At 72.5% G+C, this 25,591-nt stretch carries 24 protein-coding genes and 1 riboswitch; of the genes, 7 read left to right on the top strand and 17 right to left on the bottom strand.

From position 1 onward, the window contains the following. Positions 1 to 66: 66 nt before the first annotated feature. The 6 genes from C3V38_RS12155 to C3V38_RS12125 all read right to left on the bottom strand — a co-directional run bounded on the left by C3V38_RS12155 (position 67) and on the right by C3V38_RS12125 (position 6,253). A complete protein-coding gene (locus C3V38_RS12155) occupies positions 67 to 1,980 on the bottom strand; it encodes a penicillin-binding protein 2 (protein ID WP_106385852.1) in 1,914 nt (637 codons plus the stop codon). 24 nt (positions 1,981 to 2,004) lie between these two features. Next, the gene (locus C3V38_RS12150) at positions 2,005 to 2,802 is read right to left on the bottom strand and encodes a hypothetical protein (RefSeq protein WP_106385851.1); all 798 of its coding nucleotides are present in this window, start codon (positions 2,800 to 2,802) and stop codon (positions 2,005 to 2,007) included. After that, on the bottom strand, positions 2,799 to 3,821 hold the full coding sequence (gene rsmH / locus C3V38_RS12145; RefSeq protein ID WP_061228922.1) for a 16S rRNA (cytosine(1402)-N(4))-methyltransferase RsmH: 1,023 nt from the start codon (positions 3,819 to 3,821) through the stop codon (positions 2,799 to 2,801). Before rsmH ends, C3V38_RS12150 begins: the two co-directional genes overlap by 4 nt. A gap of 172 nt (positions 3,822 to 3,993) precedes the next feature. After that, positions 3,994 to 4,470 (bottom strand): division/cell wall cluster transcriptional repressor MraZ, encoded by a 477-nt coding sequence (mraZ, locus tag C3V38_RS12140; protein WP_007629002.1) that lies wholly within the window; start codon positions 4,468 to 4,470, stop codon positions 3,994 to 3,996. Positions 4,471 to 5,240: 770 nt separating this feature from the next. Continuing rightward, a complete protein-coding gene (locus C3V38_RS12130; RefSeq protein ID WP_106385849.1) occupies positions 5,241 to 5,657 on the bottom strand; it encodes a DUF3040 domain-containing protein in 417 nt (138 codons plus the stop codon). Between the two features lie 176 nt (positions 5,658 to 5,833). Then, positions 5,834 to 6,253, bottom strand: a complete 420-nt coding sequence (locus C3V38_RS12125) for an SAV_6107 family HEPN domain-containing protein (RefSeq protein WP_254425971.1) — start codon at positions 6,251 to 6,253, stop codon at positions 5,834 to 5,836. A 105-nt stretch (positions 6,254 to 6,358) separates the two neighbouring features. Here C3V38_RS12125 and C3V38_RS12120 point away from each other — a divergent pair, with 105 nt between their 5' ends. From C3V38_RS12120 to C3V38_RS12110, 3 genes are read left to right on the top strand one after another with little or no spacing between them, the layout of a single operon-like run. Continuing rightward, entirely contained in the window at positions 6,359 to 6,946 is a 588-nt protein-coding gene (locus C3V38_RS12120) for an N-acetyltransferase (RefSeq protein WP_007630676.1), read from the top strand. Continuing rightward, a complete protein-coding gene (locus tag C3V38_RS12115) occupies positions 6,943 to 8,529 on the top strand; it encodes an NAD(P)/FAD-dependent oxidoreductase (RefSeq protein ID WP_106385848.1) in 1,587 nt (528 codons plus the stop codon). The genes C3V38_RS12120 and C3V38_RS12115 overlap by 4 nt, the downstream gene beginning before the upstream one ends. After that, positions 8,526 to 9,284 carry a DUF3153 domain-containing protein gene (locus tag C3V38_RS12110; RefSeq protein WP_106385847.1) on the top strand — a complete coding sequence of 253 codons (759 nt, stop codon included), beginning with the start codon at positions 8,526 to 8,528 and terminating at the stop codon, positions 9,282 to 9,284. The genes C3V38_RS12115 and C3V38_RS12110 overlap by 4 nt, the downstream gene beginning before the upstream one ends. Before the next feature lie 5 nt (positions 9,285 to 9,289). Here C3V38_RS12110 and metF read toward each other — a convergent pair whose 3' ends face one another. Further along, positions 9,290 to 10,267: a methylenetetrahydrofolate reductase [NAD(P)H] gene (gene metF / locus C3V38_RS12105; protein WP_106385846.1), complete on the bottom strand. Its 978-nt coding sequence runs from the start codon at positions 10,265 to 10,267 to the stop codon at positions 9,290 to 9,292. A gap of 95 nt (positions 10,268 to 10,362) precedes the next feature. On the opposite strand from metF, the gene C3V38_RS12100 reads away from it, so the two are divergent. Next, positions 10,363 to 11,442: a polyprenyl synthetase family protein gene (locus tag C3V38_RS12100; RefSeq protein ID WP_106385845.1), complete on the top strand. Its 1,080-nt coding sequence runs from the start codon at positions 10,363 to 10,365 to the stop codon at positions 11,440 to 11,442. 3 nt (positions 11,443 to 11,445) lie between these two features. Next, complete coding sequence (gene mptB / locus C3V38_RS12095) at positions 11,446 to 13,038, top strand: polyprenol phosphomannose-dependent alpha 1,6 mannosyltransferase MptB (protein ID WP_254425969.1); 1,593 nt, start codon at positions 11,446 to 11,448, stop codon at positions 13,036 to 13,038. Here the strand turns inward: mptB and C3V38_RS12090 are convergent. After that, a complete protein-coding gene (locus C3V38_RS12090; RefSeq protein WP_106385843.1) occupies positions 13,007 to 13,372 on the bottom strand; it encodes an Rv2175c family DNA-binding protein in 366 nt (121 codons plus the stop codon). The two genes, mptB and C3V38_RS12090, sit on opposite strands and share 32 nt — an antisense overlap. A gap of 81 nt (positions 13,373 to 13,453) precedes the next feature. Here C3V38_RS12090 and pknB point away from each other — a divergent pair, with 81 nt between their 5' ends. Next, a complete protein-coding gene (pknB, locus tag C3V38_RS12085) occupies positions 13,454 to 15,643 on the top strand; it encodes a Stk1 family PASTA domain-containing Ser/Thr kinase (protein ID WP_254425968.1) in 2,190 nt (729 codons plus the stop codon). 78 nt (positions 15,644 to 15,721) lie between these two features. Here the strand turns inward: pknB and C3V38_RS12080 are convergent, their stop codons facing one another. The 5 genes from C3V38_RS12080 to C3V38_RS12060 are packed head-to-tail and all read right to left on the bottom strand — an operon-like array spanning position 15,722 to position 19,798. Further along, positions 15,722 to 17,128: a class II 3-deoxy-7-phosphoheptulonate synthase gene (locus C3V38_RS12080; protein WP_106385841.1), complete on the bottom strand. Its 1,407-nt coding sequence runs from the start codon at positions 17,126 to 17,128 to the stop codon at positions 15,722 to 15,724. A 36-nt stretch (positions 17,129 to 17,164) separates the two neighbouring features. Beyond that, entirely contained in the window at positions 17,165 to 17,662 is a 498-nt protein-coding gene (locus C3V38_RS12075) for a polyadenylate-specific 3'-exoribonuclease AS (RefSeq protein WP_106385840.1), read from the bottom strand. A 4-nt stretch (positions 17,663 to 17,666) separates the two neighbouring features. Next, on the bottom strand, positions 17,667 to 18,407 hold the full coding sequence (locus C3V38_RS12070) for a 1-acyl-sn-glycerol-3-phosphate acyltransferase (protein ID WP_106385839.1): 741 nt from the start codon (positions 18,405 to 18,407) through the stop codon (positions 17,667 to 17,669). Positions 18,408 to 18,452: 45 nt separating this feature from the next. Next, positions 18,453 to 19,340, bottom strand: a complete 888-nt coding sequence (locus C3V38_RS12065) for a hypothetical protein (protein WP_106385838.1) — start codon at positions 19,338 to 19,340, stop codon at positions 18,453 to 18,455. Beyond that, entirely contained in the window at positions 19,337 to 19,798 is a 462-nt protein-coding gene (locus tag C3V38_RS12060; RefSeq protein ID WP_106385837.1) for an SRPBCC family protein, read from the bottom strand. The genes C3V38_RS12065 and C3V38_RS12060 overlap by 4 nt, the downstream gene beginning before the upstream one ends. A gap of 139 nt (positions 19,799 to 19,937) precedes the next feature. Here C3V38_RS12060 and C3V38_RS12055 point away from each other — a divergent pair, with 139 nt between their 5' ends. Continuing rightward, positions 19,938 to 21,737: a long-chain fatty acid--CoA ligase gene (locus C3V38_RS12055; protein WP_106385836.1), complete on the top strand. Its 1,800-nt coding sequence runs from the start codon at positions 19,938 to 19,940 to the stop codon at positions 21,735 to 21,737. Between the two features lie 64 nt (positions 21,738 to 21,801). Here the strand turns inward: C3V38_RS12055 and C3V38_RS12050 are convergent, their stop codons facing one another. The 4 genes from C3V38_RS12050 to C3V38_RS12035 form a co-directional block, all read right to left on the bottom strand. After that, positions 21,802 to 22,935, bottom strand: coding sequence for a glycosyltransferase family 4 protein (locus C3V38_RS12050; protein ID WP_007632189.1), 1,134 nt, complete (start codon positions 22,933 to 22,935; stop codon positions 21,802 to 21,804). A gap of 93 nt (positions 22,936 to 23,028) precedes the next feature. Then, positions 23,029 to 24,186 (bottom strand): NlpC/P60 family protein, encoded by a 1,158-nt coding sequence (locus C3V38_RS12045; protein ID WP_061228911.1) that lies wholly within the window; start codon positions 24,184 to 24,186, stop codon positions 23,029 to 23,031. A gap of 169 nt (positions 24,187 to 24,355) precedes the next feature. Beyond that, positions 24,356 to 24,973 carry a C40 family peptidase gene (locus tag C3V38_RS12040; protein WP_106385835.1) on the bottom strand — a complete coding sequence of 206 codons (618 nt, stop codon included), beginning with the start codon at positions 24,971 to 24,973 and terminating at the stop codon, positions 24,356 to 24,358. A gap of 13 nt (positions 24,974 to 24,986) precedes the next feature. Continuing rightward, positions 24,987 to 25,136, bottom strand: a riboswitch (cyclic di-AMP (ydaO/yuaA leader). A 79-nt stretch (positions 25,137 to 25,215) separates the two neighbouring features. After that, positions 25,216 to 25,434: a hypothetical protein gene (locus C3V38_RS12035; protein WP_106385834.1), complete on the bottom strand. Its 219-nt coding sequence runs from the start codon at positions 25,432 to 25,434 to the stop codon at positions 25,216 to 25,218. Positions 25,435 to 25,591 lie beyond the last annotated feature (157 nt).

Here is a 25,591-nt window from a genome sequence, read left to right as displayed (position 1 = left end):
CTCGCCCCGCCTTCCTCGCTCGATCCCTCCCGTGAACCCGCTACACGCTACCCTGCCGGGCGTCGGTCACCGCGCCTGCAGGACCAGTTCCGGCGCGGGGGCGGACGGGGGGATGTTGTCCCTGTTGACCAGCCATGACGCGATGTCGTGAAACAGCGGGGCGGCCGACGCGCCGAGGACGCCGCGCGAGGGCGCGTCGAGCATGATGGCGATCACGTAGCGCGGGTCGTCGGCCGGCAGGATGCCCGCGAAGGTGATCCAGTACCGCGAGTTGGAGTAGCAGGAGCAGCCCGGGTCGATCTGCTGCGCGGTGCCGGTCTTGCCGCTGATCTGGTAGCCGGCCACCGCGGCCTGGGGGCCGGTACCGGCCTGGGCGCCGGGCCCGGACTGCACGACCGCGCGGAACATGTCGCGCACGGTGCGGGCGGTCTCGGTGCTGACCACGCGTTCGCCCTCGGGGCGTTCGGTGGGGTGGCTCTCGCCGTCAGGACCGACCCGCTCGGCGACGATCCGGGGCGGCACCCGGACGCCGTCGTTGGCGATGGTCTGGTAGATCCCGGCCATCTGCAGGGTGGTCATGGACAGGCCCTGCCCGATCGGCAGGTTGGCGAACGTGCCCCCCTGCCAGTTCTGCAGGTCGGGCACGAGGCCCTCCGACTCCCCCGCCAGTTCGATACCGGTGCGCTGGCCGAGGCCGAACCTCTCCAGGTACTGCGAGAACGGCTCCTTGCCCAGCCGCTGGGCGAGCATGAGGGTGCCGACGTTGGAGGACTTCCCGAAGATGCCGGTGGTGGTGTAGGGCGTGGGTCCGTGCTGCCACGCGTCGGAGACCGTGACGCCCTCCATGCGGATGCTGCCGTCGACCGAGTGCACCTCGTCCGGGTGGGTCAGTCCGGCCTCGATCGCGGCTGCCGCGGTGATGATCTTCTGCACGGAGCCCGGCTCGAACGGGGAGGTGATGGCCGGGTTGCCGAGGTCGGCGCCACGCTCGAGCTCGGCGCCCACTCCGACGGCCGGGTTGAACGTGTTGTCGTTGGCCATCGCCCGCACCTCGCCGGTCCGCGCGTCCAGGACGACGGCCGAGGCGCTCTTCGCGCCGGAGGTGTCCTTGGCGGACTGGATGGCCTTCTGGACGTGCCACTGCAGGTCGGCGTCGAGGGTGAGGCGGATCGTGTCGCCGTCGCGGGGTTCGGTGATGTTGCGCAGAGTGCCGGGGATGACCGTGTTGTCCTGGGCCCGGTCGAAGGTCTGCCGGCCGTCCTCGCCGTCGAGCTGATCGTTGAAGTGGGACTCGATGCCCTGCAGGCCGATCAGCTTGCCCTCGTCGCTCTTGGTGGTGGCGCCGACGACGTTGGCGGCGAGTGCGCCGCCCGGGTACTCGCGGATGTCGACGCGCTCGGCGCCGACCATCGGGTACTTGCGGACGATCGCGTTGGCCTGGGTGACGTCGACGTTGCGGACGAGGTAGGTGAAGCCTCCGCCGGACGAGAGTTTGGCCTCGATCTCGTCGCGGTCGACGGCGTCGCCGAGAACGGCCTCGAACTCGTCGGCGATCTCCACGACGAGCTCGTCCCACGTCGGCTTGGTGCTGTCGAGCTCGCGGCGGGCCTCGGCGTTCTGCTGTTCGACGAGCGGCTGGATCGACAGGTCGCGAGCCTCGCGGGTGAAGGCGATGGGGTCGCCGTCCAGGTCGACGATCGCCCCGCGGGTGGCCGGCAGTACCTGGTGGACCTGCCGCTGGCTCTCGGCGCGGGCCGCGAGTTCGGTGCCCCCGATGGTCTGCACCCAGAAGAGTTTGACGAGGGCGATCACCATGATCAGCGCGAACGCGGACCGCATGAAGGTGAACCGGCGCTCGGTCGAGTTGGTGGTGAGAACCCGCCCGAACCGGTTCGGTGGCCGTCCGACGCGCGGTTCGGTGGCGCGCGGGTCACCCGAGGTAGCCCGGCGTCCCGCTTCCGGGGTGCGTCGTTCGGTCATCTCGGGGGCCTTTCGGGTGGGGTGCTAGAAGGGTTGTCCGGGCACCGGGGCGAGCGTCGCGGCACCGTCACCAGGAGCCGCCGGGGCGGGCGGCGCGGCCGGGGACACCGGGTCAGGGGCGGGACCCGTGTCGGCGGCGGGGGCCGGCGGCGCCGGTTCGACCATGGGGGACGGCGGGCCGGCGAGCGGCGGATAAGGAACGGGGGCGACGCCGCGGGGGGTCCGGTCCTGCGGCGCCTGTGCGGGCGGCGCATCGAACGCGTCCCGGTCGGACGACCTCGACGGCTCGGACGCTACCGGAGCGGGTTGGAGCGGCTTGATCGGCGCGCCGAGCTTGGCTTCCGGCTCCCCCACGATCTCGATGACGCCGTCGGATCCCCGGGTCAGGATGGGTGCGCTGGCGACGCCGACCATGCCCAGCTTCTCGGCGCGCTGCGCGAGCACCTCGGCAGAGCGGGCGCGCTCGTTGGACGCGCGGAGCGCCTCCATCCGCTCGACCAGTTCGACGTTGGCGTCGCGTGCGTTCTTGAGGTCGTAGGTGTCCTGGGTGGTCTGGGCCGACAGTAGGAGGGTGCCGCCGACGCCTGCGCCGATGAGGAGGAGCAGGACGACGACGAAGGGCACCCTCGCGGCCAGTTCCGCGGGGCTCAGACGTTCCGCGGGGACGACCACGGTGCGACGGCCACGGACGGAGCGCGTGACCGGCCTGCGTCGGAGGCCGACGGCCCGTCCCGCCCCGGCCGGGGCGTCGGCGTCCGCGCCGGGGGCCGGGTGGGTGTCGAGCCCGTCAACGGTGCCGGGCGTGTCGATCGTGCTCGTCATGGGGTTCTCCCGTCGATACGCCGGACGCATCGCACCCGGACCGAGGCCGAGCGCGGGTTGTGGTCGATCTCCTCCTGAGAGGCCTTCTCCGCTCCCCTGGTGACGGCCTCGAACTCGGGGCCGTGGCCGGGCAGCTCCACCGGCAGGCCCGCCGGGGTGCGGGAGGCGGTGCGGGTCGCGAGTTCGCGCTTGACGATCTTGTCCTCGAGGGAGTGGTACGCCATGAAGACCGCGCGACCGCCGAACCGCAGGAGGTCGAGGTAGCCGGGCACGGCGTTCTCGACGGCCTCGAGTTCGGCGTTGACCTCGATGCGCAGGGCCTGGAACACTCGCTTGCCCGGATGCCCACCGGTCCGGCGGGCGCCCTGGGGGATCGTGTCGTAGAGCAGTTCGACCAGCTGTGAGCTGGTGACGATGGGATCGGTGTCGCGTCGGCGGACGATCGCGGCCGCGATCTGCCGGGCGAAGCGCTCCTCGCCGTACACCCGGAGGACCCGGGCGATGTCGTCGCGCGGATAGTCGGCGAGGATGTCGGCGGCGGTCGGGCCGGTGGTGGGGTCCATCCTCATGTCGAGCGGCGCGTCCACCGAGTACGCGAATCCGCGCTCGGCGACGTCGAGCTGCATCGAGGAGACGCCGAAGTCGAGGAGGATGCCGTCGATCGCCGGGCCGGCGTCGTCACGCGCATCCGGAGGTAGCGCCGCAGTGACGCTGTCGAAGTCGTCGAAGCGGGCGTGGACGGGAGTGAAGCGGCCGCGATAGGCGGTGAGCCGGCGGGTCGCCATGTCGAGCGCCTCGGGGTCACGGTCCACGCCGAGTACACGCAACTCGCCGAACTCGGCCAGCAGGTGCGAGGAATGCCCACCGAGACCGAGGGTGCCGTCCACGATGACGGGTGCGCGCCCCTCCTCCGCGGCGGCCTCGACAACGGGACGGAAGAGCTCGATGGTGCGCTCGAGGAAGACGGGGATGTGCCCGGAGCGCGTGGCGTCGCGGTCGGCATCGGGCCGTTCTGCCATCTCGCCTCCTCGCGTCCGGTCGTCGGTGCTCCGGCGGTTGTGGTGGAGCCCCCTGGTCCCCGTCCGGTACCCACCTGGCGTCGGGGAAGTACGTCAGGGTGGTGCCGGGCAGGGGCCGGGGGGCTCCGTCCGTCGTGCTCTCGTGTGCGTTCTCGTCCTTCCTCTCTCGGGATCAGAACTCGATCCCGAGCGAGGTGCCCTCCATCTCGGAGAACACGGGTAGGTTCTCCGCGCTGTAGCGGTCCCACGCCTCGGCGTCCCAGACCTCGAGACGCTCCCCGAGGCCGTTGACGACGCAGTCCTTGTCCAGACCCGCGTAGTTCCGCTGACTCGCGGGGATGGAGATCCGTCCCTGCGAGTCCAGTTGTTGGACTTCCGCGCCGCTCACCAGGAGCCGGAAGAACGCCATGTGCCTCTCGCTGAGGTTGGCGGTCGGCCGGACCTTTCTGACCAGCGCGTCGAACTCGTCTTCAGGGAAGACCGAGAGCGTGTTGGTGAACCACCCACACACCACCACCCCGTCCGCCAGGCCGGGCCTGAATCTGGCGGGGATCGTCAGCCGCCCCTTGTCGTCGAGCTTGGGACGGTGGGTCCCGTACCCGACGAAGGCTCGTTCGCGTCCGGAGTCGACGGGATCGGTGTCGGTCACCCGCCACCTCCTGGGGTCCAGGCCCATCGAGCTCCTTACGTGCCCCACTGTACCCCACAACGCCCCACAAACAAGGCCTGCGCCCCACTTCTCCCCACCGTCTTACATCACTGCACTTCAGACGGTTTCCGCCTCGTCGACGCGGCCGACCCCCGGCCGCCGAGCCCGCGTCACGAACCGCACATTCAGCGACTTACTGAGGCTGATGTGACTGAAGTAGCCCATGAGACGGTCACAGCCACGATGGTGGGGAATGGTGGGGCCACGGGGTGGGGCGTGGTGGGGCTCCGGGGCGGGGAGGGGTGGGCGCGCAGCCGCCCGGCCCGCTCAGCCGCCCGGCCCGCTCAGCCGAAGCCGCCCAGCTCGCTCAGCCGAAGCCGCCCAGCTCGCTCAGCCGCAGCCGCCCGGCCCGCTCAGCCGCAGCCGCACGCCAACATGGCGTCTCGCGCGCACCGCGGGGGGTGCGAGACGCCATCCCCGGGAGCGGCTGCGTGCTCGGCGTACATCCGCGCGAGCGAGACGCCAGGGCCGGGGGCGGCTCCAGGCTCGGCGTTAAGACCCGCCGGCGAGACGCCGACTGCGCGAGCCGCTGCCGGCGAGCCGCGGGGCCGACGGCCCTCGGGCCGGTGGGCCTCGGGCCGGTGGGCCGGTGGGCCGGTGGGCCGGTGGGCCGGTGGGCCGGTGGGCCGGGAAATGGGTGAAGGGGTGAACGCTGGTGCGCTCACCCCTTCATCTGAAGCGTCGTGGTCGGCCCGGAGGCCGTCGGACGATCAGGGCCCCTGCTCGAAGCGACGGCGGAAGCGGTCCTCCATCCTCGAGGAATAAGACCGACCGTCGGAGGACTTCGATGAGGTCCGCCCGGCCCCGGGGACACGCGGGCCCCCGGCGTTCTTGACGCCCGGCGCTCCCGCGGACGGCGTCGAACGCAGCGCGAGCACCCCGGCCGCGAACATGACGAGGAATCCGACGAGGCTCAGCACGGGGAAACCGCCCGGCTTGACGTCGAGGGCCAGACCACCGATGAGAAGTGCCACACCGAGGACGGCGAGCGCCACGACCAGGCCCGCGGGACGCCGGGCGCCACTCGCGCCGGTCTTACGGACGGACGACGCGAACTTGGGGTCGTCGGCGTAGAGCGCGCTCTCGATCTCCTTGAGCATGCGCTGCTCGTGCTCGGACAGGGGCACTTCGACCTCCTTCAGATGCTCGTGATGACGAGCGTGGCCGGCTCGGTCGGTTCGCACCGACCGCGGACGGTGATCAGCCGGTCATGGTTCTCCCCATCATACGAGGGCAACGCGGCCGGGACCACCGGGATTCCCCTGGACGGGCCAGGGGGACGGCGGGTCCGCGGCCGGACGGGTCAGGCCGCGGGGCCCAGGACGCCCAGGCGCCGGTCCACCAGGTCCATGAAGCGGCCCACCGCCCACAGGAAATCGTCCGCCATGCGGGCCGAGATCGTCCGCGGGAGCCCGTCCTCGACGGCGGCCGCGAGAGCGGAGTACCCGCCGAGGGCGGTCGCCCACTCGCCCAACTCCGGCACCTCCGCCGCGAGCCGGTGCCAGACATCGACCGGACCGCGACGCCGTAACCCCGGAGCGAGCAACGCGCCGGCGGCGCACCTGGCGGCGCGGTACGCCTCGACGAAGCGCTCCGACGGGTCGGCCGCCGCGACCGCACGGCCACGATGCGCCTCGGCGCGCCCGGCGCGGCCGAGGGACCCCGCGGCACCCCGGCGGGACGACCGCGTCCTGCTCGTGGTCCGCGTCTTCCTCATGTCCATCTGCTGCACCTCCGCCTCCTGCATCTCCGCGTCTGCGCGCACGGTATCGCCGGGGTACGACACATCCCGGCGCCCCGGATCCGCGCCCGTGATGAAATGGGGTGGATGGACACCGTGATCACCCGGCTGGACGCCGCCGACTTCCGAGACCGACTGCCCGAGGCTCTGGGGGTCTACGTCGACGCCATGGGCTATCCGTCGCAGGTGATCCGCTCCCGGGCGGCCGCCTGGATGGAGCACAGCTACCGCGACGGCTGGTCCGGGGTGGCCGCGTTTGAGGCCCCGCGCCGGCGCCTGCTCGGACAGTCGAGGGGCCCTCTGGTCGCGATCTGTTACGGCTACCACGGTGCGCCCGGCCAGTGGTGGTACGAGCAGGTTTCCCGGGGGTTGCGCGACCGGGGCCGGGAGCTCCCGTCCGACTATGTCGAACTGACCGAGCTGCACGTCTCGCCCACCCACCAGGGCCGCGGTATCGGCGGGACCCTGCTGCGCAGGTTCCTGGCGGACCGGCCGGAGAGCAGGGTGCTGTTGTCGACCCCCGAGGTCGAGGGCGAGGACAACAGCGCGTGGCGGTTGTACCGGTCGCTCGGCTTCACCGACGTGCTGCGGTCGTACCGCTTTGAGGGTGACGCCCGGCCGTTCGCGGTGCTGGAGCGCCCGCTGCCGCTTCCCGGCCCGGGGACCGACGAGTGAGCCCGCGTCATGACGTGGTGGTGATCGGCTCGGGCCACAACGGGTTGGTCTGCGCCGCCTATCTCGCCCGCGCCGGGCACGACGTCCGCGTGGTGGAGAAGGACACCGTGATCGGTGGCGCCACCTCCACGGTGGAGAGGTACCCCGGCCACCGGACCGATCGCGGGTCGTCCGCGCATCTCATGATCCGGCACACCGGCATCCCGGAGGAGCTGGACCTCGCGGCCCACGGACTGCGCTACATCGACTGCGATCCCTGGGGGTTCGCGCCCGCTCCGCCCGGGTCCGGCGCGCCGCCGATCGTCTTCCACCGCGACCTCGACGCGACGTGCGCCAGCATCGCCGCCGCCTGCGGGGAGGCCGATGCCGACGCGTACCGCGGGTTCGTCGGGCGGTGGGACGTCCTCGCGGGACGCATGATGAAGGGCTTTTCCGTGCGGCCCACCGCGCCGGGGCTCGGGTCGGCGTTCCTCGGGGCCGAGGACCTGCGCGACCCGTTCGGCGCGGCCCAGACGTTCCTGTCCTCCGGTGACGCGCTCCTGGACTCGATGTTCGACTCCGAGCGACTCAAGGCCGCGCTGTCGTGGTTCGGGGCCCAGTCCGGTCCGCCGATGTCGCACCCCGCCACGGCCCCGATGATCGGATTCGCGGCGCTGATGCACCGGATCCCGCCCGGGCGTGCGGTCGGTGGATCGGGGGCGCTCGCTGACGCACTGACGTCGGCGATCCGGGCGCACGGCGGCACGGTCACCGCCGGCGCGGGCGCCACCGCGATCCGCCGCTCGGGTCCGGGCTGGCGCGTCGACACCGAGGGCGGGGACTCCCTCCACTGTTCGACGGTGGTGGCGGCGTGCCACGTCCACACGACCCTCGACCTCCTCGAGCACGAACTGCCCGCGACGACGGTGGCCGGGTGGCGACGGCGGATCCGCCCCGGCTTCGGACTGGGGATGGTCGTCCGGCTGGGCACCACCGACCTGCCGCGCTATCCGGGCGTGCCCACCGAGACCAGCGCCCACGGGCTGCAGCTGCTCGTCACCGACCGGCGACACCTCGACCGGCGCTACGGCGTCGCCGCCGCCGGGGGGCTCGACGCGGACCCCGCCGTCCTGGCCATGAGTTTCAGCTCGCTCGACCCCTCCCTCGCTCCGGCAGGCCGGCACGAGCTCACCCTCTGGTCGCAGTGGCACCCACGCCATCTCGCCGACGGGCGGGGCTGGTCCGAGGCAGGGCCCGCGGAGGCCGACCGCATCATCGCCGCGGCGGACCGGTTCGCCCCGGGCCTGGCGGACTCGATCGTCCACCGTCACGTCCAGACCCCGGAGGACCTGGAGACCGAGCTCGGGCTGCTCGGCGGGAACGTCATGCACGTGGAGATGTCGCTGGACCAGATGCTGCCGATGCGCCCGCACCCCGACCTGCGCGGCCACGCGGTCCCGGGCGCCGACGGGGTGTTCCTGGCCGGGGCGTCCACCCACCCCGGCGGAGGCGTCATCGGCGCCAGCGGCAGGACGGTGGCGCGGCTCGTCGGACGTAGGCTCGGCAGGTCGACGCTATGGCGTCGGGGAGTACGGGCAGAATGACCGCCGTGACCGTGCCCCGACCGCTCCGGCGCCCCACGACCGCGCGCTACACGACCGTGCGCCCCTCAGCCGCCTCCGGCCGCTCGCGGCTGCCCCGACGGGTCGCGGGCCTCACCACGCTGGCCGCCCTCCTGATAGTGCTCACCGGGTGTCTCCAGCTCAACGCCCAGATGAGCGTCCGCAAGGACGACACCGTCTCCGGCCGCATCCTCATCGCCGGCGATCAACCGGAGCAGGCGGCGGCCCTCGAGCGGCTCGGCGCGCCGTCCGGCCTCGAGCAGAAGGTCCGGATCACGCCCTACTCGGCGGACGGGTTCACCGGCCGGGAGATCTACTTCACCCAACTGACGTTCGCGGAGATGGACACGCTCACACTGGCGATCGACATCGAGGGCGCCCGCCCCTACACGCTCGGGTTCCGCCGCAGCGGTGACACGGTGTCGTTCAGCGGCGCGATCGACCTGTCGATGCTCCCGGCCGATCGCGCCGGGTCGACGACGACGCGGGTCGACCTGACGTTCCCCAACCGCATCAGCGAGACCAACGGGACCGTCGGAGCGGGGAATTCCGTGAGCTGGACGCCGGCGCCGGGCTCGATCACCCGGATGCAGGCCTCGTCCTCGTACCCCGACCCCGCCACCCGCGGCTTCGCCGTGTGGATGATCGTGGGCATCGGCGCCGCCCTGCTGGTGTCCATCGGGACGATCCTGGCCGCGCGGACCGCGAGGGCCCGCGCGGACCGCCTGGTGCGCTGAGGCGGTCAGATCCGGCTGGTCGCCACCCCGGGCGCGGGCGCCATCGACAGGTTCGTGAGGACCTCGCGGGTGGCCCGCGAGAAGTTGAGGGTGTTGAAGTGCAGACACGGCACGCCCTCGGCGATCAGCCGCTCACACATCCGGGTGGTCAGGTCGATCCCCACCTCGCGCACCGCCTCGCGGTTCTCCTCCGGCCCGTCCCCCGCGGCGGTCCGAAGCCGCTCGGCCAGGTCGTCGGGCAGCGCGCACCCCGACAGCTCGACCATCCGCTTGACCTGACGCAGACTGGTGACCGGCATCAGACCGGGGATGATGGGCTTGGCGCCCTGCTCCGGATCGGCCGCTATGGCGCGGTCCCGCAGGCGCAGGTAGTGCTCGACGTCCCAGAACATCTGCGTGATGGAGTACTCGGCACCCGCGCGCAGCTTGCCGACCAGGACCTCGGTGTCGTGATCGAGGTCGCGCGCCCGGTAGTGCCCCTCGGGGAACGACGCCACGCCCACGTGGAAGTCCCCCACCTCGTGGATCAACCGGACGAGCTCCTCGGCGTAGCGCAGTCCCTCCGGGTGCGCCGTCCACTCCCCCAACGGGTCCCCGGGCGGGTCCCCGCGGAGCGCGAGGATATTGGACACCCCCACCTCCCCGTACATGCGGATCATGTCGGCGAGCTCGTCCACCGTGTGCCCGACCGCCGTGAGATGGGCGATCGGGACCAGATCGGTCTCCCGGACGATGCGCTCGACGACGCGGACGGTCCGGTCGCGCGTCGACCCGCCCGCCCCGTACGTCACGGAGACGAACGCCGCCCCGAGCTCCGAGAACACCGAGGCCGCGCGCCACAGGCGCTCCTCGGCGGCCTCGTCACGGGGCGGGTAGAACTCGACGGAGAACGGCACCCTCGGGGTGGTCGACGTCGCGATCCTCTCCACGATGCTCGGGTGCCGGCCGCCGTCCGTCGGGTCTGGGTCGGGTAGCTGGGTCACCCGACCAGGGTAGCCCGACACGCGTCCGGTCCGGCCGCCGCCCGACGACTAGGATCGTCGTCGACGAGGGCGGCCGGACCGGGCGCCCGGAAGGGATGGTGCCCGTGGTCATGGCGACCCGCCCCGACGACGGAGAACGCGTCCTGGCCACGCTCCGCCGCCACATCGAGGGACGCCGCACGGTCGTCGCCGCGATCGACGAGCGGGTGGACCGGCTGGCCGGGCTCCTGTCGGACTTCGTGCTCGACGGCGGCAAGCGGATGCGGCCCCGGTTCGCACTGGCCGGATGGGCCGCGTCCCGGCCCGACGCCGGCCCGGCGCCCGAGGAGGTCGTGACCGCCTGCGCCGCCCTCGAACTGATCCAGGCGTGCGCCCTCGTCCACGACGACATCGTCGACGCCTCCGACACCCGCCGCGGCCGTCCCACCGTGCACCGCGCGATCGAGTCCGCGCACCGCCGGGACGGGTGGGACGGCGACGCCGCCCGCTACGGGGTATCGCAGGCGATCCTCGTCGGCGATCTCGCGCTGAGCTGGGCCGACGAGATGTTCGTGACGTCCGGCGTCGACCCGGCCGCGCTGGGCCGGGCGCTCGGCCCGTGGCACGCCATGAAGACCGAGGTCCTGTCCGGCCAGATGCTCGACATCCTCGCCGAGGCGTCGGGGGCCACGGATGAGCAGACCCCCGCCCGGGTGAACCGCTTCAAGACCGCGGCCTACACCGTCGAGAGGCCCCTGCACATCGGGGCCGAGCTCGCCGGCGCGACCGACGAGACGGTCGCCACGCTGAGGGAGTTCGGCGTCGCCGTGGGCCAGGCGTTCCAGCTGCGTGACGACCTGCTCGGGGTGTTCGGCGACCCGGAGGTCACCGGGAAGCCGTCCGGGGACGACCTCCGTGAGGGCAAGCGCACCCTCCTGCTCGCCCGCGCGATGACCCTCGCGCCCGGCGAGGACGCGCGCTTCCTCGCCGGAGTTCTGGGAACCGAACCCGACGGCCCGACGCTCGAACGGGCCCGCGCCGTCCTCGTGGACTCCGGGGCGGTCGCCTCCGTCGAGACCGAGATCGAGGAGCTGACCGCCCGCGCGCTGGACGCGATCGCCTCGGAGGCGATCAGCGCACACGGGCGGGACATGCTGCGGGACCTCGCGGAGGCCGCGACCCGCCGACGGGCCTGACCCGTGCCCGCTGCCACGGGACGCCGACCTGAGCGGAACTCCTCGTCGTCGTCACGCCCGCCCACCCGGACCACCTCGGCGGTGGGCTCCGCCCGCGCCGCCCTCACCGGCCCGTCCGGCCCCGCGCTGTGGCGGGGCGTCCTCGGTTCCGCACTGCTCACCGTCTCCGGCTTCGGCGCCGGCGCGCTGCCGGTCGACGGCGGCCCCGCGGTCGCGATAGGCCTGCCCGGTTTCACGTTCGGCCACGGTGAGGTCCTGGCCCTCGTCCTGTGCTGGGCGGGCGTCGCGCTCCTGGTCACGTCGTGGCTCTCGCTCGGCCCCCGAGCGGTCTCCGGACGGCTCCCCACACGCGACGCCGCGTGGGCCACCGCGCTGTGGTCGCTGCCGCTGCTGCCCGCGGTCCCCCTGTTCAGCCGCGACGCGTGGTCGTACCTGGCTCAGGGCGCGATGACCGCCGCGGGCGTCGACCCGTACGAGTACGGGCCCGAGGCCAACCCCGGCCCGTTCACCACCGAGGTCAGCTCCGACTGGCAGTCCACCGCCACCCCCTACGGCCCCCTGCACCTGCTCCTCATGCGCGGCGTCGTGGCCCTGTCGGGCGGGCATCCCGCGGTGGGCGTGCTGATCCTGCGTGTGCTGGTGCTGGTCGCGCTGGCCGGGCTCGTCGCGCTCGTGGCGGCGGCTGCTCGCCGCGCCGGGGTCGACGCGGGCGCGGCCGTGTGGATGGCCGGCGCGTCACCACTGACCGTCATCCACCTCGCGGGCGGCCTGCACAACGAGATCTTCCCCCTGGTGGCGTGCCTCGCGGCGGTCGTGCTCACCCTCGACCGGCGCTACGCGTGGGCGGGGGCCGCGATCGGCCTCGCGGTGGCGTTCAAGGCCACCGCCGTGATCGTCGCGCCGTTCCTGCTGTGGATCGCCCTCGACCGGCGCCGGCGACTACAGGGCTCCACGCGGCCTCTTCCGCGGCCGCCCGGCAGTCCTCTCGTGGGCGCGATCCTCGACACGGTCGTCGCCGCGGGCGCGGCGGTCGTCGTATTCGCGCTGGCCACCCTGGCCGCCGGCACGGGCCTCGGCTGGGTGGACGCCATCTCCGTCTCCGACCGGGTCATCAACTACCTGAGCGCGCCGACCGCCGTGGCCCACCTCGTCCACGCCGCGTTCGACACCCCCGGCTTCGAGGACGTCCTCGCCGTGACCCGCCAGGTGGGACGTGTGGTCCTCGGGGTGACGCTGGTCGTGGTGTGGTGGCTGTACCGCCGGGACACCCGCTCGGCGCTGCGCGGCATCATGGTCGCGCTGCTCGCCTTCGTGGTGCTCAACTCGCTGTCCTGGCCGTGGTACCACGTGTGGGTGGCGGCGTTCTGGTTCGTCGCCCGTCCCGGCCCACGCGCGACGACCGCGGCGGTCGGCGTGACCGTCTTCCTCGTCATGGCCATCGGCCCCAACGGTTCGACCAGCCTCTACAGCCCCACGCTCGTCGGGGCCGCCCTCGTGGCGTCCGCCGCCGCGGTCTGGTGGTGGTGGCGTTCGACCGCCGAGGCGCGCACCGACGCGACTGCCGTCAGAACGCTATCGCCTGCGCGCGACGCATGACCTCACGCGCGCGATGGCCGTGGAGCGCGTCGGCCGGGCGGCCGGGCAGGCTGTCGTCCTCGGTGAACAGCCACCGCAGGATCTCCTCGTCCCGATAACCCCCGTCCCGCAGGACGGCGATCAGTCCCGGGAGGAACCGCACGACCTCGTCGTCGTCCAGGAAGACGGCCGGCACCACGACGACGCCCGCGCGGCGGACGGCGAGCAGTGTCCCGTCGCGCAGCAGATCGTGCACGCGGGTCACCGGGATGTCGAGGCGCGCGGACACCTCGGGCAGGTTGATGGTCTCGGCCCCGGCGGGCAGGACGTCGTCGCAGTGCGGAACGGTACTCACGCCTCCCACGTTAGACCCCGGGCCGCGTCGGGACGTCTCCGGACGTACCGCGGACGGGGCGGGAGGGGCAGAATGGACGATATGAGCACTTACGACGGGCAGCCCCCCGGACCAGGCACCCTGCTCGACGGGCGCTACCGGCTCGACGCCGTGATCGCCCGCGGTGGCATGTCCACGGTCCACCTGGCCACGGACGAGCGGCTCGACCGTCACGTCGCCGTCAAGTTGCTCGACCCCACCCTCGCCGGCGACCGCGCGTTCGTGGACCGGTTCACGCTCGAGGCCCGGTCGGCGGCGCGCCTGTCCGATCCGGGGATCGTCCAGGTCTTCGACCAGGGCGTCGAGGCGGGGACCGCGTTCCTCGTCATGGAACTGGTGCCCGGCGGCACGCTGCGGGAACTGCTCGACGAGCGCGGGCCGATGCCGCCGTACCCCGCGGCCGCCGTACTGCGCCCGCTGCTCGGCGCGCTCCGCGAGGCCCATGCCGCCGGCCTCGTCCACCGGGACATCAAACCCGAGAACGTCCTGATCTCGACGACCGGCGCGGTCAAGCTGGCCGACTTCGGCCTGGTCCGCGCGGTCGCCGAGTCGCGCGCCACCTCCAGCAGCGTGGTCATGGGCACCGCCGCTTATCTCTCCCCCGAGCAGATCTCCGGCGCCGACACGGACCCGCGCTCCGACCTGTACTCCCTGGGCGTGCTGACCTACGAGATGCTCACCGGGGAGCCGCCGTTCAGCGGTGACAACAACATCGCGGTGGCCTACCGTCGCCTCGACACCGACGTCCCCGCGCCGTCCGACCAGTCCGACACCGTCGCCGAGGACCTCGACCACCTGGTCCTGCGCGCCACCCGCCGCAGCCGCGAGGACCGCTACGCCGACGCCGACGAGATGCTGCGCGACCTCGATCGCGCCGCCAAGATCGGGCGGTTCCCCGACTACGTCGTCCCGGCGCCGAGGCAGTCCTCGTGGACGCGGGCCCGGGCGAACGCCGCGCGCGCCACCCCGGGCGGTGAATCCGAGTTCGACGCCGCCGACCGCGAGAGCGGCGAGGCCCTGCGCCGCGGCGACGGTCCGACGCCCACCCGGGTCCAGACACGCGCCGACCTCGCCCCGGCGCCCCCGGCCGGCGGGCACGCCGAGCCCGCCCGCGCGCCGCGCGGTGAGATGGAGGCCGCGCCCGACCGCGACATCATCCGGCCGCGCCGACAGCGCGGCATGTTATGGCTCATCGTGGTGCTCGCCGCCGCGATCGGACTGGCCGTCGCCGGCTGGTGGCTCGGCTCGGGGCGGTTCGTGGAGGTGCCCGCCGTCCAGGGGATGTCGGTGGGCCAGGCCACCGACGCGGTCAACGCCGTGGGGCTCGCGGCCGCGACGCGCGACGCCTTCAGCAACGACGTCCCCCCCTCCGGCCTGGTGGGCACCGACCCCGCGGCGGGTGAGAAGGTGCCCCGCGGGGACACCGTCGCCGTGTTGGTGTCGGTGGGGCGCCCGGTGGTGCCCGAGGTGGGTGCGAACCGCACCGTCGACGCCGTCTCGGCCGCCCTCCGTGAGAACTCGCTGGAGCCGGTGCGCGGCGGCACCGAGTACTCCGACTCGGTGCCAGTCGGCCAGGTGGTGTCGCTGCAGCCCGGCGCGGGCACGACCGTCGACGTGGGCACGCGCGTGGCCATGATCACCAGCTCCGGGCCGGCGCCGGTGGCCGTGCCGGAGGTGGTGGGCCTGGCCGAGGACCAGGCGCGCGCCGCCCTCGAGGGCGCCGGGCTCGCCGTCTCGCAGGTCAGGAGGGTGTACGACGACGAGGTGGACGGTGGCCTGGCCGTGGGCACCGACCCGGACGCCGGGACCGACGTGTCCCGCGGCGACGGGGTCGTCCTGCTGGTCTCCAACGCACTGACCGTGCCCGACATCAGGGACGTGCCCGTCGACGAGGCGACCGACGTGCTCGAGAAGGCCGGGTTCATGGTCGTCCTCGAGTCGCCCGTCACCGATCGTCAGGTCGCCGACGGTCGGGTGGTCCGTACCGAGCCGCCCGCCGGGACCCGCCTCGACCCGTCGGGAGCCGTGCTGCGGATCGTGCCGTCGGACGCGGTGACCGTCCCGGTCGTGCTGGGCTCACGCGCGTCCGACGCCCGCCAGCGACTGCAGGAGGCCGGACTGCGCGCCACCATCGACGCGGGGACGTCGAGCGGCATCGTCTACGGCCAGACCCCGCTGCCCGGCCGGGTGGTGGCTCGGGGCAGCGAGGTCGAGATCGACGCCCTGGGCTGACGCGGCCCTGGGCTGACGCGGCCCAGGGCTGACGCGGCCCAGGGCTGACGCGTCGCGCCGGCGGCCGGGCCCGACGCGTCAGTGGCGCAGCATCTCCGCGACCAGGTAGGCCAGCTCGAGCGACTGCTGGGTGTTGAGCCGCGGGTCGCAGGCCGTCTCGTACCGGCCCGCCAGATCCAGGTCGGAGATGTCCTGGGCGCCGCCGAGGCACTCCGTGACGTCCTCGCCGGTCAACTCGATGTGGATCCCGCCGGGATGCGACCCGAGCGCGTGGTGCACCTCGAAGAAGCCCTGAACCTCGTCGATGATCCGGTCGAAATGGCGGGTCTTGTACCCGTTCGACGTGGAGTGGGTGTTGCCGTGCATCGGGTCGCACTGCCAGATGACCTTGTGCCCGGTGGCCTCCACCGCACGGACGATCGGCGGCAGAGCCTCGCGGACCTTGTCGTTGCCCATGCGGGAGACCAGGGTCAGTCGGCCCGGCCGGTTGTGAGGGTCGAGCTTCTCGACGTACTCGACCGCGAGCTCGGGCGTCGTGGAGGGCCCGATCTTCAGTCCGATGGGGTTCTGGATGAGCGAGGCGAACGCCACGTGGGCGTCGTCGATGCCGCGGGTGCGCTCCCCGATCCACAGGAAGTGGGCCGACAGGTCGTACAGACCCGGCTCGGCGTCACCGGTGAGTCCCGTCCCGTCGTCTGCCAGGCGCAGCATCGCCCGCTCGTAATCCAAAACCAGGGCCTCGTGGGAAGAGAAGATGTCGGCGGACCGCAGGTTCGCGTCGGAGACGCCGCACGCGTCCATGAAGCGCAGGCCCCGGTCGACCTCCGCGGCCAGGGCCTCGTAGCGGGCACCGGCCGGCGAACCGGCGACGAACTCCATGTTCCACTCGTGCACGCGGTGCAGGTCGGCGGTGCCCGACGCCGTCAGGGAGCGGACGAGGTTCATCGCCGCGGCCGCGTTGGCGTAGGCGCGGACCAGGCGGGACGGGTCGTGCTCGCGGGCGGACTCGTCCGCCTCGATGCTGTTGACCATGTCCCCCCGGTAGGACAGCAGTCCGGTGCCGTCGCGGTCGGCGGAGCGCGGCTTGGCGTACTGGCCGGCGATGCGACCGACCTTGACCACGGGCATCGAGGCGCCGTAGGTCAACACGACCGACATCTGCAGGAGCGTGCGGATCACGCCCTTGATGTGGGGCTCGGTGTTGGCCTCGAACGTCTCGGCGCAGTCACCGCCCTGCAGCAGGAACGCCCGACCGTGGGCCACGTCCGCCAGGCGGTCCGAGAGGTGCTCGACCTCGGAGGCCACGCAGATCGGCGGGACGCTCTCGAGGACCTTGCGCATGGCGGCGGCGTGCTGCGGGTCCCACGACGGCTGCTGCAGCGCCGGCCGGGAGAGGGCATCGGCCAACTGCCTGTCGAGGTCCGCGGAGAGCGGCGGCAGGTCGGGGAGTTGCGCGATGTCGACGTCGACTGTCCAGTTGCTCACCCCGGCGACGATACGCCACCGCGCGCGGGCGAGGCCTCAGAGACCCAGGTGGGGCGCCTGCTCGGCGATGGCCCGGAACCGCATCGCCACGTGGCGGGCGTCACCGAGCGCGTCGTGCGCACCCCCGGGGTGCGCCGGCAGCTCCGGCTGACCGGCGAGCTCCCACAGTTGGCGGACGTCGCGGGTGAACTTGGGCATCGCCGCCGGGAGCTTCGTCATGTCGCCCCACAGCTGGCACACCGCGACGTGGTCGTAGGCGCCGATCCACGCCCACATCTCGACCGGGCCGGTGGGCGGGGCCGTGACGAAGTCGTAGAGCTCGTCGCGGATCCGGGACCTCGACATCCACGCCCCGGACGACGGGTTGGGGAGTTTGGGCAGGACGTTGCGGCGGACCCACGGGCCGGCCGTCGACGAGTCGAACTCGGTGGACACCGCGTAGAACTCGCGACCGTCCTCCGCGACGACCCCCACCGACACCAGGTCGATGATCGTGCCGTCCTCGATGAACTCGCAGTCGTAGAAGTACCGCACCTCGTCAGCGCTGCCCGTCGACGGGCTGGTCGAGCAGGTTGTGCCCCGACTCGCGCACCGCCTGGTATCGCTTCTTCATGACCGCGCCGTAGATGTCGTGGACGTACTCCTGGCCGGTGAGGGCCTGGATGCGTCGCATGAGCTCGTCGGTGACCTCGCGCTCGGCCGCCCGGTCGCCCTCACGGCCGGCCCACGGCGAGAGGTCGAGCGGCTCGCCGAGCATCACGCGGACCTCGGTCCGCGGGAAGAACCGGAACCTGGTCGCCTTGCGCACGTACTCGCCGGTGCCGGAGACCCCCACGGGGATGATCGGTACGCCCGCGCGCAGCGCCAGCCGGGCCGGTCCGGTCTTGCCCCGGTAGAGCCGCCCGTCCGGGGAGCGGGTGCCCTCCGGGTAGATGCACAGGATCTGCCCGGACGACAGGACCTCGAGACCGGCGTCCAGGGCCGCCTGTGCGGCGTCGGCGTTGGTGCGGTCGATCGGGTACTGCCCGGAACCGGCGAAGAACCACCGGCTGAGCATCCCTCGGATCCCGGTGCCCGTGAAGTAGTCACTCTTCGCCAGGAACGTCACCCGGCGAGGCAGGAGCAGCGGGGTGAACAGCCAGTCCGCGATCGACTGGTGGTTGCCGACGAGCAGCGCGGCACCCCTGGCCGGGAAGTGCTCGCGTCCCGTCACGACCTGCCGACTCGTGACCCGGAGGAACGGGCCGATGAGCACGTATTTGAACAGGTAGTACAGCAACGCGGTCCCCGGTCCTCTTGTGGTGGCAATCGACGAATGCGGATACTACCCGGCCGTGCCGGCGGAGCCGGACGGCACGAGGTTCTGCGGCCACAGATCGGGGTCCGGGAGGAAGCGCAGCCGCACCCGGCCGGCGTCGGCGTCGAACGTCGAGTCGACGAGGACGCAGCGGGTCAGCAGCGGGGGCAGACCGAGAGTGGCACGGAACCCGTCGTGTTCGAGGCGGAGCCGGTCGCCCTCGACCGACGCCGGCGCGGAGGGCGGGGTCGGGACGGGGTACTCGACGCGGTACCCCCCGGCGCCGTCGGGCGCCACCTCGGGTCGCACGGCGCCGCGCGCGAGCGCCGCCATCGCGGCCGTTCGCTCCGGTGCTCGGCCGACCACGATCACCTCGAGCGGGCCCGCGAGGAAGCCGGCCACGTCACCTGCGAGCAGCGCGAGCCGGTGCGCCTCCCGGACCCGGGCATCCGCACGGGCTCCGGCGGCCATGGACGCGAAGCGCACGTTCGCCGGCCACCGCGACTCGACGAACGCGGCCAGTTCCCCGGCCGCGGCGATGCGGCGGACGGCGGCCAGGTCCCCGTCGAGCTCCACCACGACGACGTCCCAGTAACCGGATGCCGCGGCACGGCGCGCGTACTCCCAGCCGAGCACGGCCGCCAGCGGTGTGTCCCCGCCGGCGGAGAGGGCGGCCAGCACGTCGTCATCCGGGTCGGCCGCGCCGGATCGGTACGCCTCCAGCCTCGCGGTCGGGTCGTCCGCGCGGACCTCGACCGGTCCCTCGTCGGAGGTGTCGAGGCGGGGGTCGACGGCATCGGGATGCCCGGTCAGCACCAGGGCGGTCCGCCCGGGGTCCGCGAGCAGTCCGCCGGTGACGCCGGCGCGTTCGGCCGGGTCGCCGCCGAGGACGACGACCACACGGGTGTGGTTCACCGGGACTCGGCCCGTCGCTTGAGCTCGCTGAGCGCATCGCCCAGGATGCGTCGCTGCGCACGGCTGCGCAGACTCCCGATCACCGGCACGGTCAGTGCGATCTCCAGTTCGTAGTCCACCCGCGTACCGGCCTCCACGGGTTCCAGACGGTAGGACCCGCGCTGGTCCCGCTGGAGTGTCGAGCTCTCGAGGCGCCACTCCACCGAGCGGTGGTCCGCCGACCAGGAGTAGACGAGCACGTACTCGTCGACGATCGCGCCCGCCCGCAGCTGGAACCGCACTCTGTCCGGGCGACCGTCCGCGCCCGTCGACAGCACCTCGGCGGCGTCGATCGACGCGGACCACTCCGGATAGGCAGCGAAGTCGGCGATCACCGCCATGACGTCCTCCACCGACGCGTCGACCACGGTGGAGTCTCTGGTCGGCCAGACCTCGGGTGCGCCGTCTTGCTCGCTCATGCCCTCCAGCTTCACACATCCCGACCCGGGATGCGCCCGGGCCGAGTCCCATCGGTGCCGGTCGCCGTGGCCGCTGCGGTGGGGCGGCGATAGTGTGTGGTCACCGACATACGACGAACGTCTCCACCGGGAGGACCCTTTGCGCGAATACGTCGCGGCACCCGCCACCTTCACCGTCCCCGACGACTGGTCCTGCGTTCAGTCGGCCTACGACCGGGCGGAACAGACCCCGGACAACGTCGCGTTCCTCCGGCCCGTCGGCGGTCGGTGGACGGACGTCACCAACCGTGAGTTCGCCGAGGAGGTCCGCACGGTCGCCCGCGGCCTCGTGGCCCTGGGTGTCCAGGCGGGTGACAGGGTGGCCCTGCTCAGCGCCACGCGCTACGAGTGGAACCTGATCGACTTCGCCATCTGGGCGGTCGGCGCGGTCACGGTGCCGGTGTACGACAGCTCGAGCGCCGACCAGATCCGGTGGATCATGGAGGACTCCGGCGCGAAGCTGATCATCGTCGAGAACGACACCCACGCGGCGACGGCCCGCGAGGGCATCGAGGGGCTCGACGTCTCCGACGTCCTGGTGATCGACGGTGCCGACCCGGTCCTGGAGACCCTGACCACCCAGGGCGCGTCTGTCGACGCCTCCGTCCTGGACGAGCGCCGCGCCACGGTGCGGGCCGACTCCCCCGCGACGCTCATCTACACCTCCGGCACGACGGGACGCCCCAAGGGCGTCATGCTCAGCCACCACAACTTCATGTCCGAGACGCTCGCCGTGCTGGAGACGCCCTTCAGCCAGATCCTGCGCATCGACGCGACGTCGGTGATGTTCCTGCCGTTGGCGCACGTGCTCGCCCGCGCGATCACCTACGCCGGCTTCCACGCCGGTGTGACGATCGCGCACTCCGCCGACCTGACCAACCTGGTCGAGACCTTCGGCGAGATGAAGCCGCACTACATCCTGGCGGTCCCCCGCGTCTTCCAGAAGGTCTTCAACAAGGCCCGGGCGACCGCCCAGGACGGCGGCACGGTCAAGGCGTGGATGTTCGACAAGGCGGCCGACACCGCCGTGGCGTACTCCAAGGCCAACCGGGGGGACGGCCGCGTGGGCCCGCTCCTCAGGCTGCGCCACGCACTCTTCTCGAAGCTCGTGTACGCCAAGCTCGTCAACGCCCTCGGCGGACGCTGCGAGGTCGCCATCTCCGGTGGCGCGGCCCTCGGTGACCGGCTGACCCACTTCTTCGACGGCATCGGGGTCAACATCTTCGAGGGTTACGGCCTGACGGAGACGTGCGCCGCGATCACGGTCAACACCCCGGGCCACATGCGGATCGGCAGCGTCGGCCAGCCGCTGCCCGGGTGCGCCGTCCGTATCGCCCAGGACGGCGAGGTCGAGGTGAGCGGCCCCGTGGTGGCCTCCGGCTACTGGCAGAACGAGAAGGCGACCGCCGAGTCCTTCACGGACGGCTGGTTCCGGACCGGCGACCTCGGCTCGCTGGACGAGGACGGCTACCTGTCGATCACCGGCCGCAAGAAGGAGATCATCGTCACGGCCGGCGGCAAGAACGTGGCTCCCAACCAGCTGGAGGACGCCCTGCGCGCCGACCCCCTCGTCGCGGAGGCGGTCTGCGTGGGCGACGGCAAGCCGTTCGTCTCCGTCCTGCTGACCCTGGACCCGGAGGCCCTGGAGCGCTGGAAGTCCCACCACGACAAGTCGGGGTCGCTATACGAGCTGCTCAAGGACGCCGACATGATCGAGCACCTCGATCAGGCGCTGGCGCGGGCGAACCGCAGCGTGTCGCACTCGGAGTCGATCAAGAAGTACCACGTCCTGCCGGACCAGTTCACCGAGGAGACCGGCGAGCTCACCGCGTCGCTCAAGGTCAAGCGCAACGTGGTGCACCAGAAGTACGCCGAGCAGATCGAGGCCCTCTACGCCTGACGGCGCGGCCTGACGGTCGGGCCGAGCCGGACGGCACGACGGCCCGGACGCGTGCTCTCGCGGGTCACTCCCCCGAGAGCACGCGTTGCATGTCCCGCGCCAGGTCCTCCCACCGCCAGTTCTCGAGGACCCAACGGCGGCCACTGAGCCCCATCGAGGACGCCCGCGGACGGTCCTCGAGCAGCCCGGCCACCGCGTCGACGATCTCGCGCCGCGAGGTCCCGTCCACCACGAGTCCGGTCCGCCCATCCCGGACCGTCTCCGGTGCTCCCCCGCTACGCCCCGCCACCACCGGTACGCCACACGCCGAGGCCTCGAGGTAGACGATCCCCAGTCCCTCCACGTCCAGCCCGCCGCCGCGCGTGCGGCACGGCATCGCGAAGACGTCGGCCATGCGGTGGTGGTCGACGATCTCGTCCGCGGGGATCCGGCCGGAGAAGATGACCCGGTCCGCCACGCCGTACCGGCGTGCGAGCCCCTCGAGCGTCCGTCTGTACGGCCCCCCGCCGACGACGACGAGGACGGCCCCGGGCACCCGGCGGGCGATCTCCGGCATCGCGCGGATGAGCGCATCCTGACCTTTCCGCGGCACGAGACGGGACAAGCACACGATCACGTCGCGGTCCGCGACCCCGTAGCGGTCCCGGATCGCCCGGCGCCTGACCGGGTCCGGGCGGAACCGTTCCGTGTCGACACCGCCCGGTTGACGCACCAGCCGTGCCCGGGGGCCGAAGGCCGCGGAGACGCGCCTTCGCGTGTAGTCACTGACGTAGGTGATCGCGTCGGTCGACTCCCCGATCACGCGCAGGACCTGACGCGACCCGGGGAGCATCGACCATCCCACCTCGTGCCCGTGGGTACTCGCCACGATCCGCTCCACGGGACCCTCACGCAGGACCGGGGCCATGGCCGCGAGCGGGGCGGCCGCCCCGAACCAGATCGTCGTCGCCCCGAAATCCGAGGCGAGGCGGCGCGCCCGGGCCGCCAGGTCCGGCGTCGGCAGCAACATCTCGGTGGGCACGCGCTCCACGAGATAGGGCTTCGACGCGTCGTACTCGGCGGACTCGGCACCGCGGAACGTCGACGCGAGGACCGCGACCTCGGCGGGGTCGAGGTGGCTCAGGTACGTCTCGAGATAGGACTGGATCCCGCCGGGGCGCGGCGGGTAGTCGTTGGTGATCAGCAGGGTCTTGGTCATCGACTCCGAGCCTGCCACAGCACCTACACCGGCCCCGCGCGACCCGGCACGACCCGTGCGCCCCGGAAACGTCACGGGGCCGTTGGCGCGCGGTCAGTACCGCCGGATCGAGTGGATCGGCATAGCGTCGACCCTCTCCAGTCTGACGGGGACGCCGTAGGTCGGGGCGTGCAGCACCAGGCCGTCGCCGGCGTACATCCCCACGTGGGTTGCCTCCGGGTAGTAGATGACGAGATCGCCGGGACGGGCGTCCCGCATCGCCACGGGCGCCCCGGAGACCGCCTGCGCCTGGCTCGATCGTGGCAGGGTCTTGCCCTCCCGGGCGTACGACCACACCATGAGCCCGGAGCAGTCGAACTCGTCGGGACCGGTGGCGCCCCACGAGTACGGAGCGCCGAGCCGGGTCAGTGCCACGCGGAGCGCGGCCGAGTTGGTGTCGTCCACGGGCGGGGCGACGTAACCGGCGGGCATCACCGGCCCGCCGACCCACAGGGCCCGCTGCCCGTCCGACAGGGAGTCCACGCGGCGACGTACCTCGTCCATGAGTTCGCGCATCTCGGCCATGCGCCGGTCGAGGTGATCGGCGTGCTCTCGCGCCGCGCGAGCGGAGGCCCGCGCCGTATCCGCGGCCCTGGTGGCGTCATCCCGGAGGCGTGCGGCCGTCTCGGAAGCCGCCCGCGAGGCGTCCAGTGCGCTCGTGGTCGCGCCGGACAGCCGGCGTAGCGCGTCCAATCTGTGCACGAGGTCCCGTGGGCTCTCGGCCAGCATCGCGGCCCGGGTCGCGCCCGGGTCGCCACCTCGGTACCTCATGGCGGCGAGGTGGTCGACGAGGGACTGATCCCTCACGGCCGCACCGTCGGCCACCGCGGCTCGGCCGGCGGCTGCCCCGGCGGCCAGCTCGAGGCGATCGCGCTCCCGCTCGGCGCGGTCGAGTTCCGCGCGGGCCAGGTGGAGTTCCTCGCCGAGAGCCCCCGCCTCCTCGGACAGCCGCGCCAACTCGGCCAGGTCCTCGCCCGCCGCGGACACGGAGCCCTCCGGAGCACCGCGCGAGGCGGAGGCCGGCGCATGGACCGCGCTCTCGCTCAGAGTGGGGGGAGCGTCAGCCGCGGGGGCCGCGGTCGTCGTGGAGGCGGCGACGGGAACGGTGGGCTGAGCAGTGGCGGTGGGTTGAGCGGTGACACCGGCGACGGCCAGCAGCACCACGACCGCCGCGGCGGCGGCGAGCCTGTTCGCGCGGGCACGGGGCTTCATCTGCTCTCGTCGGTCTCTCGGATCCGGGGTTCGCCTGGGCGGGGCCGATCCGGACACCTGCGAAGACATCCGGCACCCGAGAGGGGATGTTACATACGACACACCCCGCCCGGGGCCGGTACGTGCCCGGCCTCAGGCGGGGTGTGTAGGAGTCGGAGAGCCGACCCGCTCAGTAGTAGCGGGTGGCGCCGTAGAACGGCATGGAGTCCAGCGGCGCGTAGCTCACGGAGGTACCGGAGTACGGGGCGTGGACGACCTGACCGTTGCCGGCGTAGATGCCGACGTGGGACGCGCCGCTGTAGAAGGCGACGATGTCACCGGGCTGCAGGTCGGACTTGGCCACCTGCGTGCCGCCGCCGATCTGGGCCTGGCTCGTGCGCGGGATCGAGATCCCCGCCTCCTTGTAGGCCCACGAGGTCAGGCCGGAGCAGTCGAACGAGCTGGGGCCGGTCGCTCCCCAGGCGTAAGGCGAGCCGACACGAGTGGTGGCCGCGTCCAGAATGCGCTGGCCGGTGGAGACCTCGGGCGCCGGGGTGGCGAACTCGACCGGAGCGGCCGGGGCCGCCTGGGCGGCCTGCTGGAGGCCGGCCGGAAGGGCGATGCCCTCCGGGACGTCGATGGTGACCTGGGCCGGAACACCCGGCAGCCGCAGCTCGACGGGGACGTCGACGGTCACGGGCGCGGCGGACGCGGTCCCGGAGCCCGCGACAGCGGCTCCGGCGGCGAGCAGTCCGGCGGCGGCCACGCGGCGGCCGGTCGAGCTGGTCTTGATGCTGTGGGCTCCCACGAGAGACTTTACCTCTTTCTTCCTGCGACACCGACCGGGTTAGCTGACGGGTTCGGACACGGAAGTCTGTCCTACGCTCGCCGACCTCCCGGTCGTCGAGCGATTCACCCCAGTGGAACGTGGTTCCCCGGCGCGCCCTCGGGCGCTTAGGCGTGACCGCGGCTCCCCACCGGCGGGCGGGGAATGACTTCCGAGGTCTCGAAAAGGTTACGAAACCATCTCGCCGAAGTCCAGTTCCCCGCTCACGCGGCGGTTTCCGCGGCCAGGATGTCGATGGACGTCACCATGCCCACGGCTCGGAGGACGTCGATCGCCGTCCGCACCTCCGGGTCCAGCACGTACCCGCAGGACTCCGGAGAAAGCTCGTCTACCTGGTCCTTCTCGCCGAGCAGCAGGGAGACGATGCAGCCTTCACAGTCGCCCGCCACCGCCGGGCAGCGAGCGCAATCCATTGACACCATGATCTACCTCACATTCCGTCCTGGGCGTGTTGCCCGTTCGTTATCGCGCCGCGATCCGGCCGCGGCGGTCGGCCCGGGAGGCACCCTAGGAACCGGGTACGACACACTCCCCCGGACCGTGACCCGGACGCCGCCCCCGGACGGCGATGTCCGACCC

The organism is Dietzia sp. oral taxon 368 (assembly GCF_002999155.1).
Lineage (GTDB): Bacteria > Actinomycetota > Actinomycetes > Mycobacteriales > Mycobacteriaceae > Dietzia > Dietzia cinnamea.
This window is presented reverse-complemented; position numbering and strand designations above follow the sequence as displayed.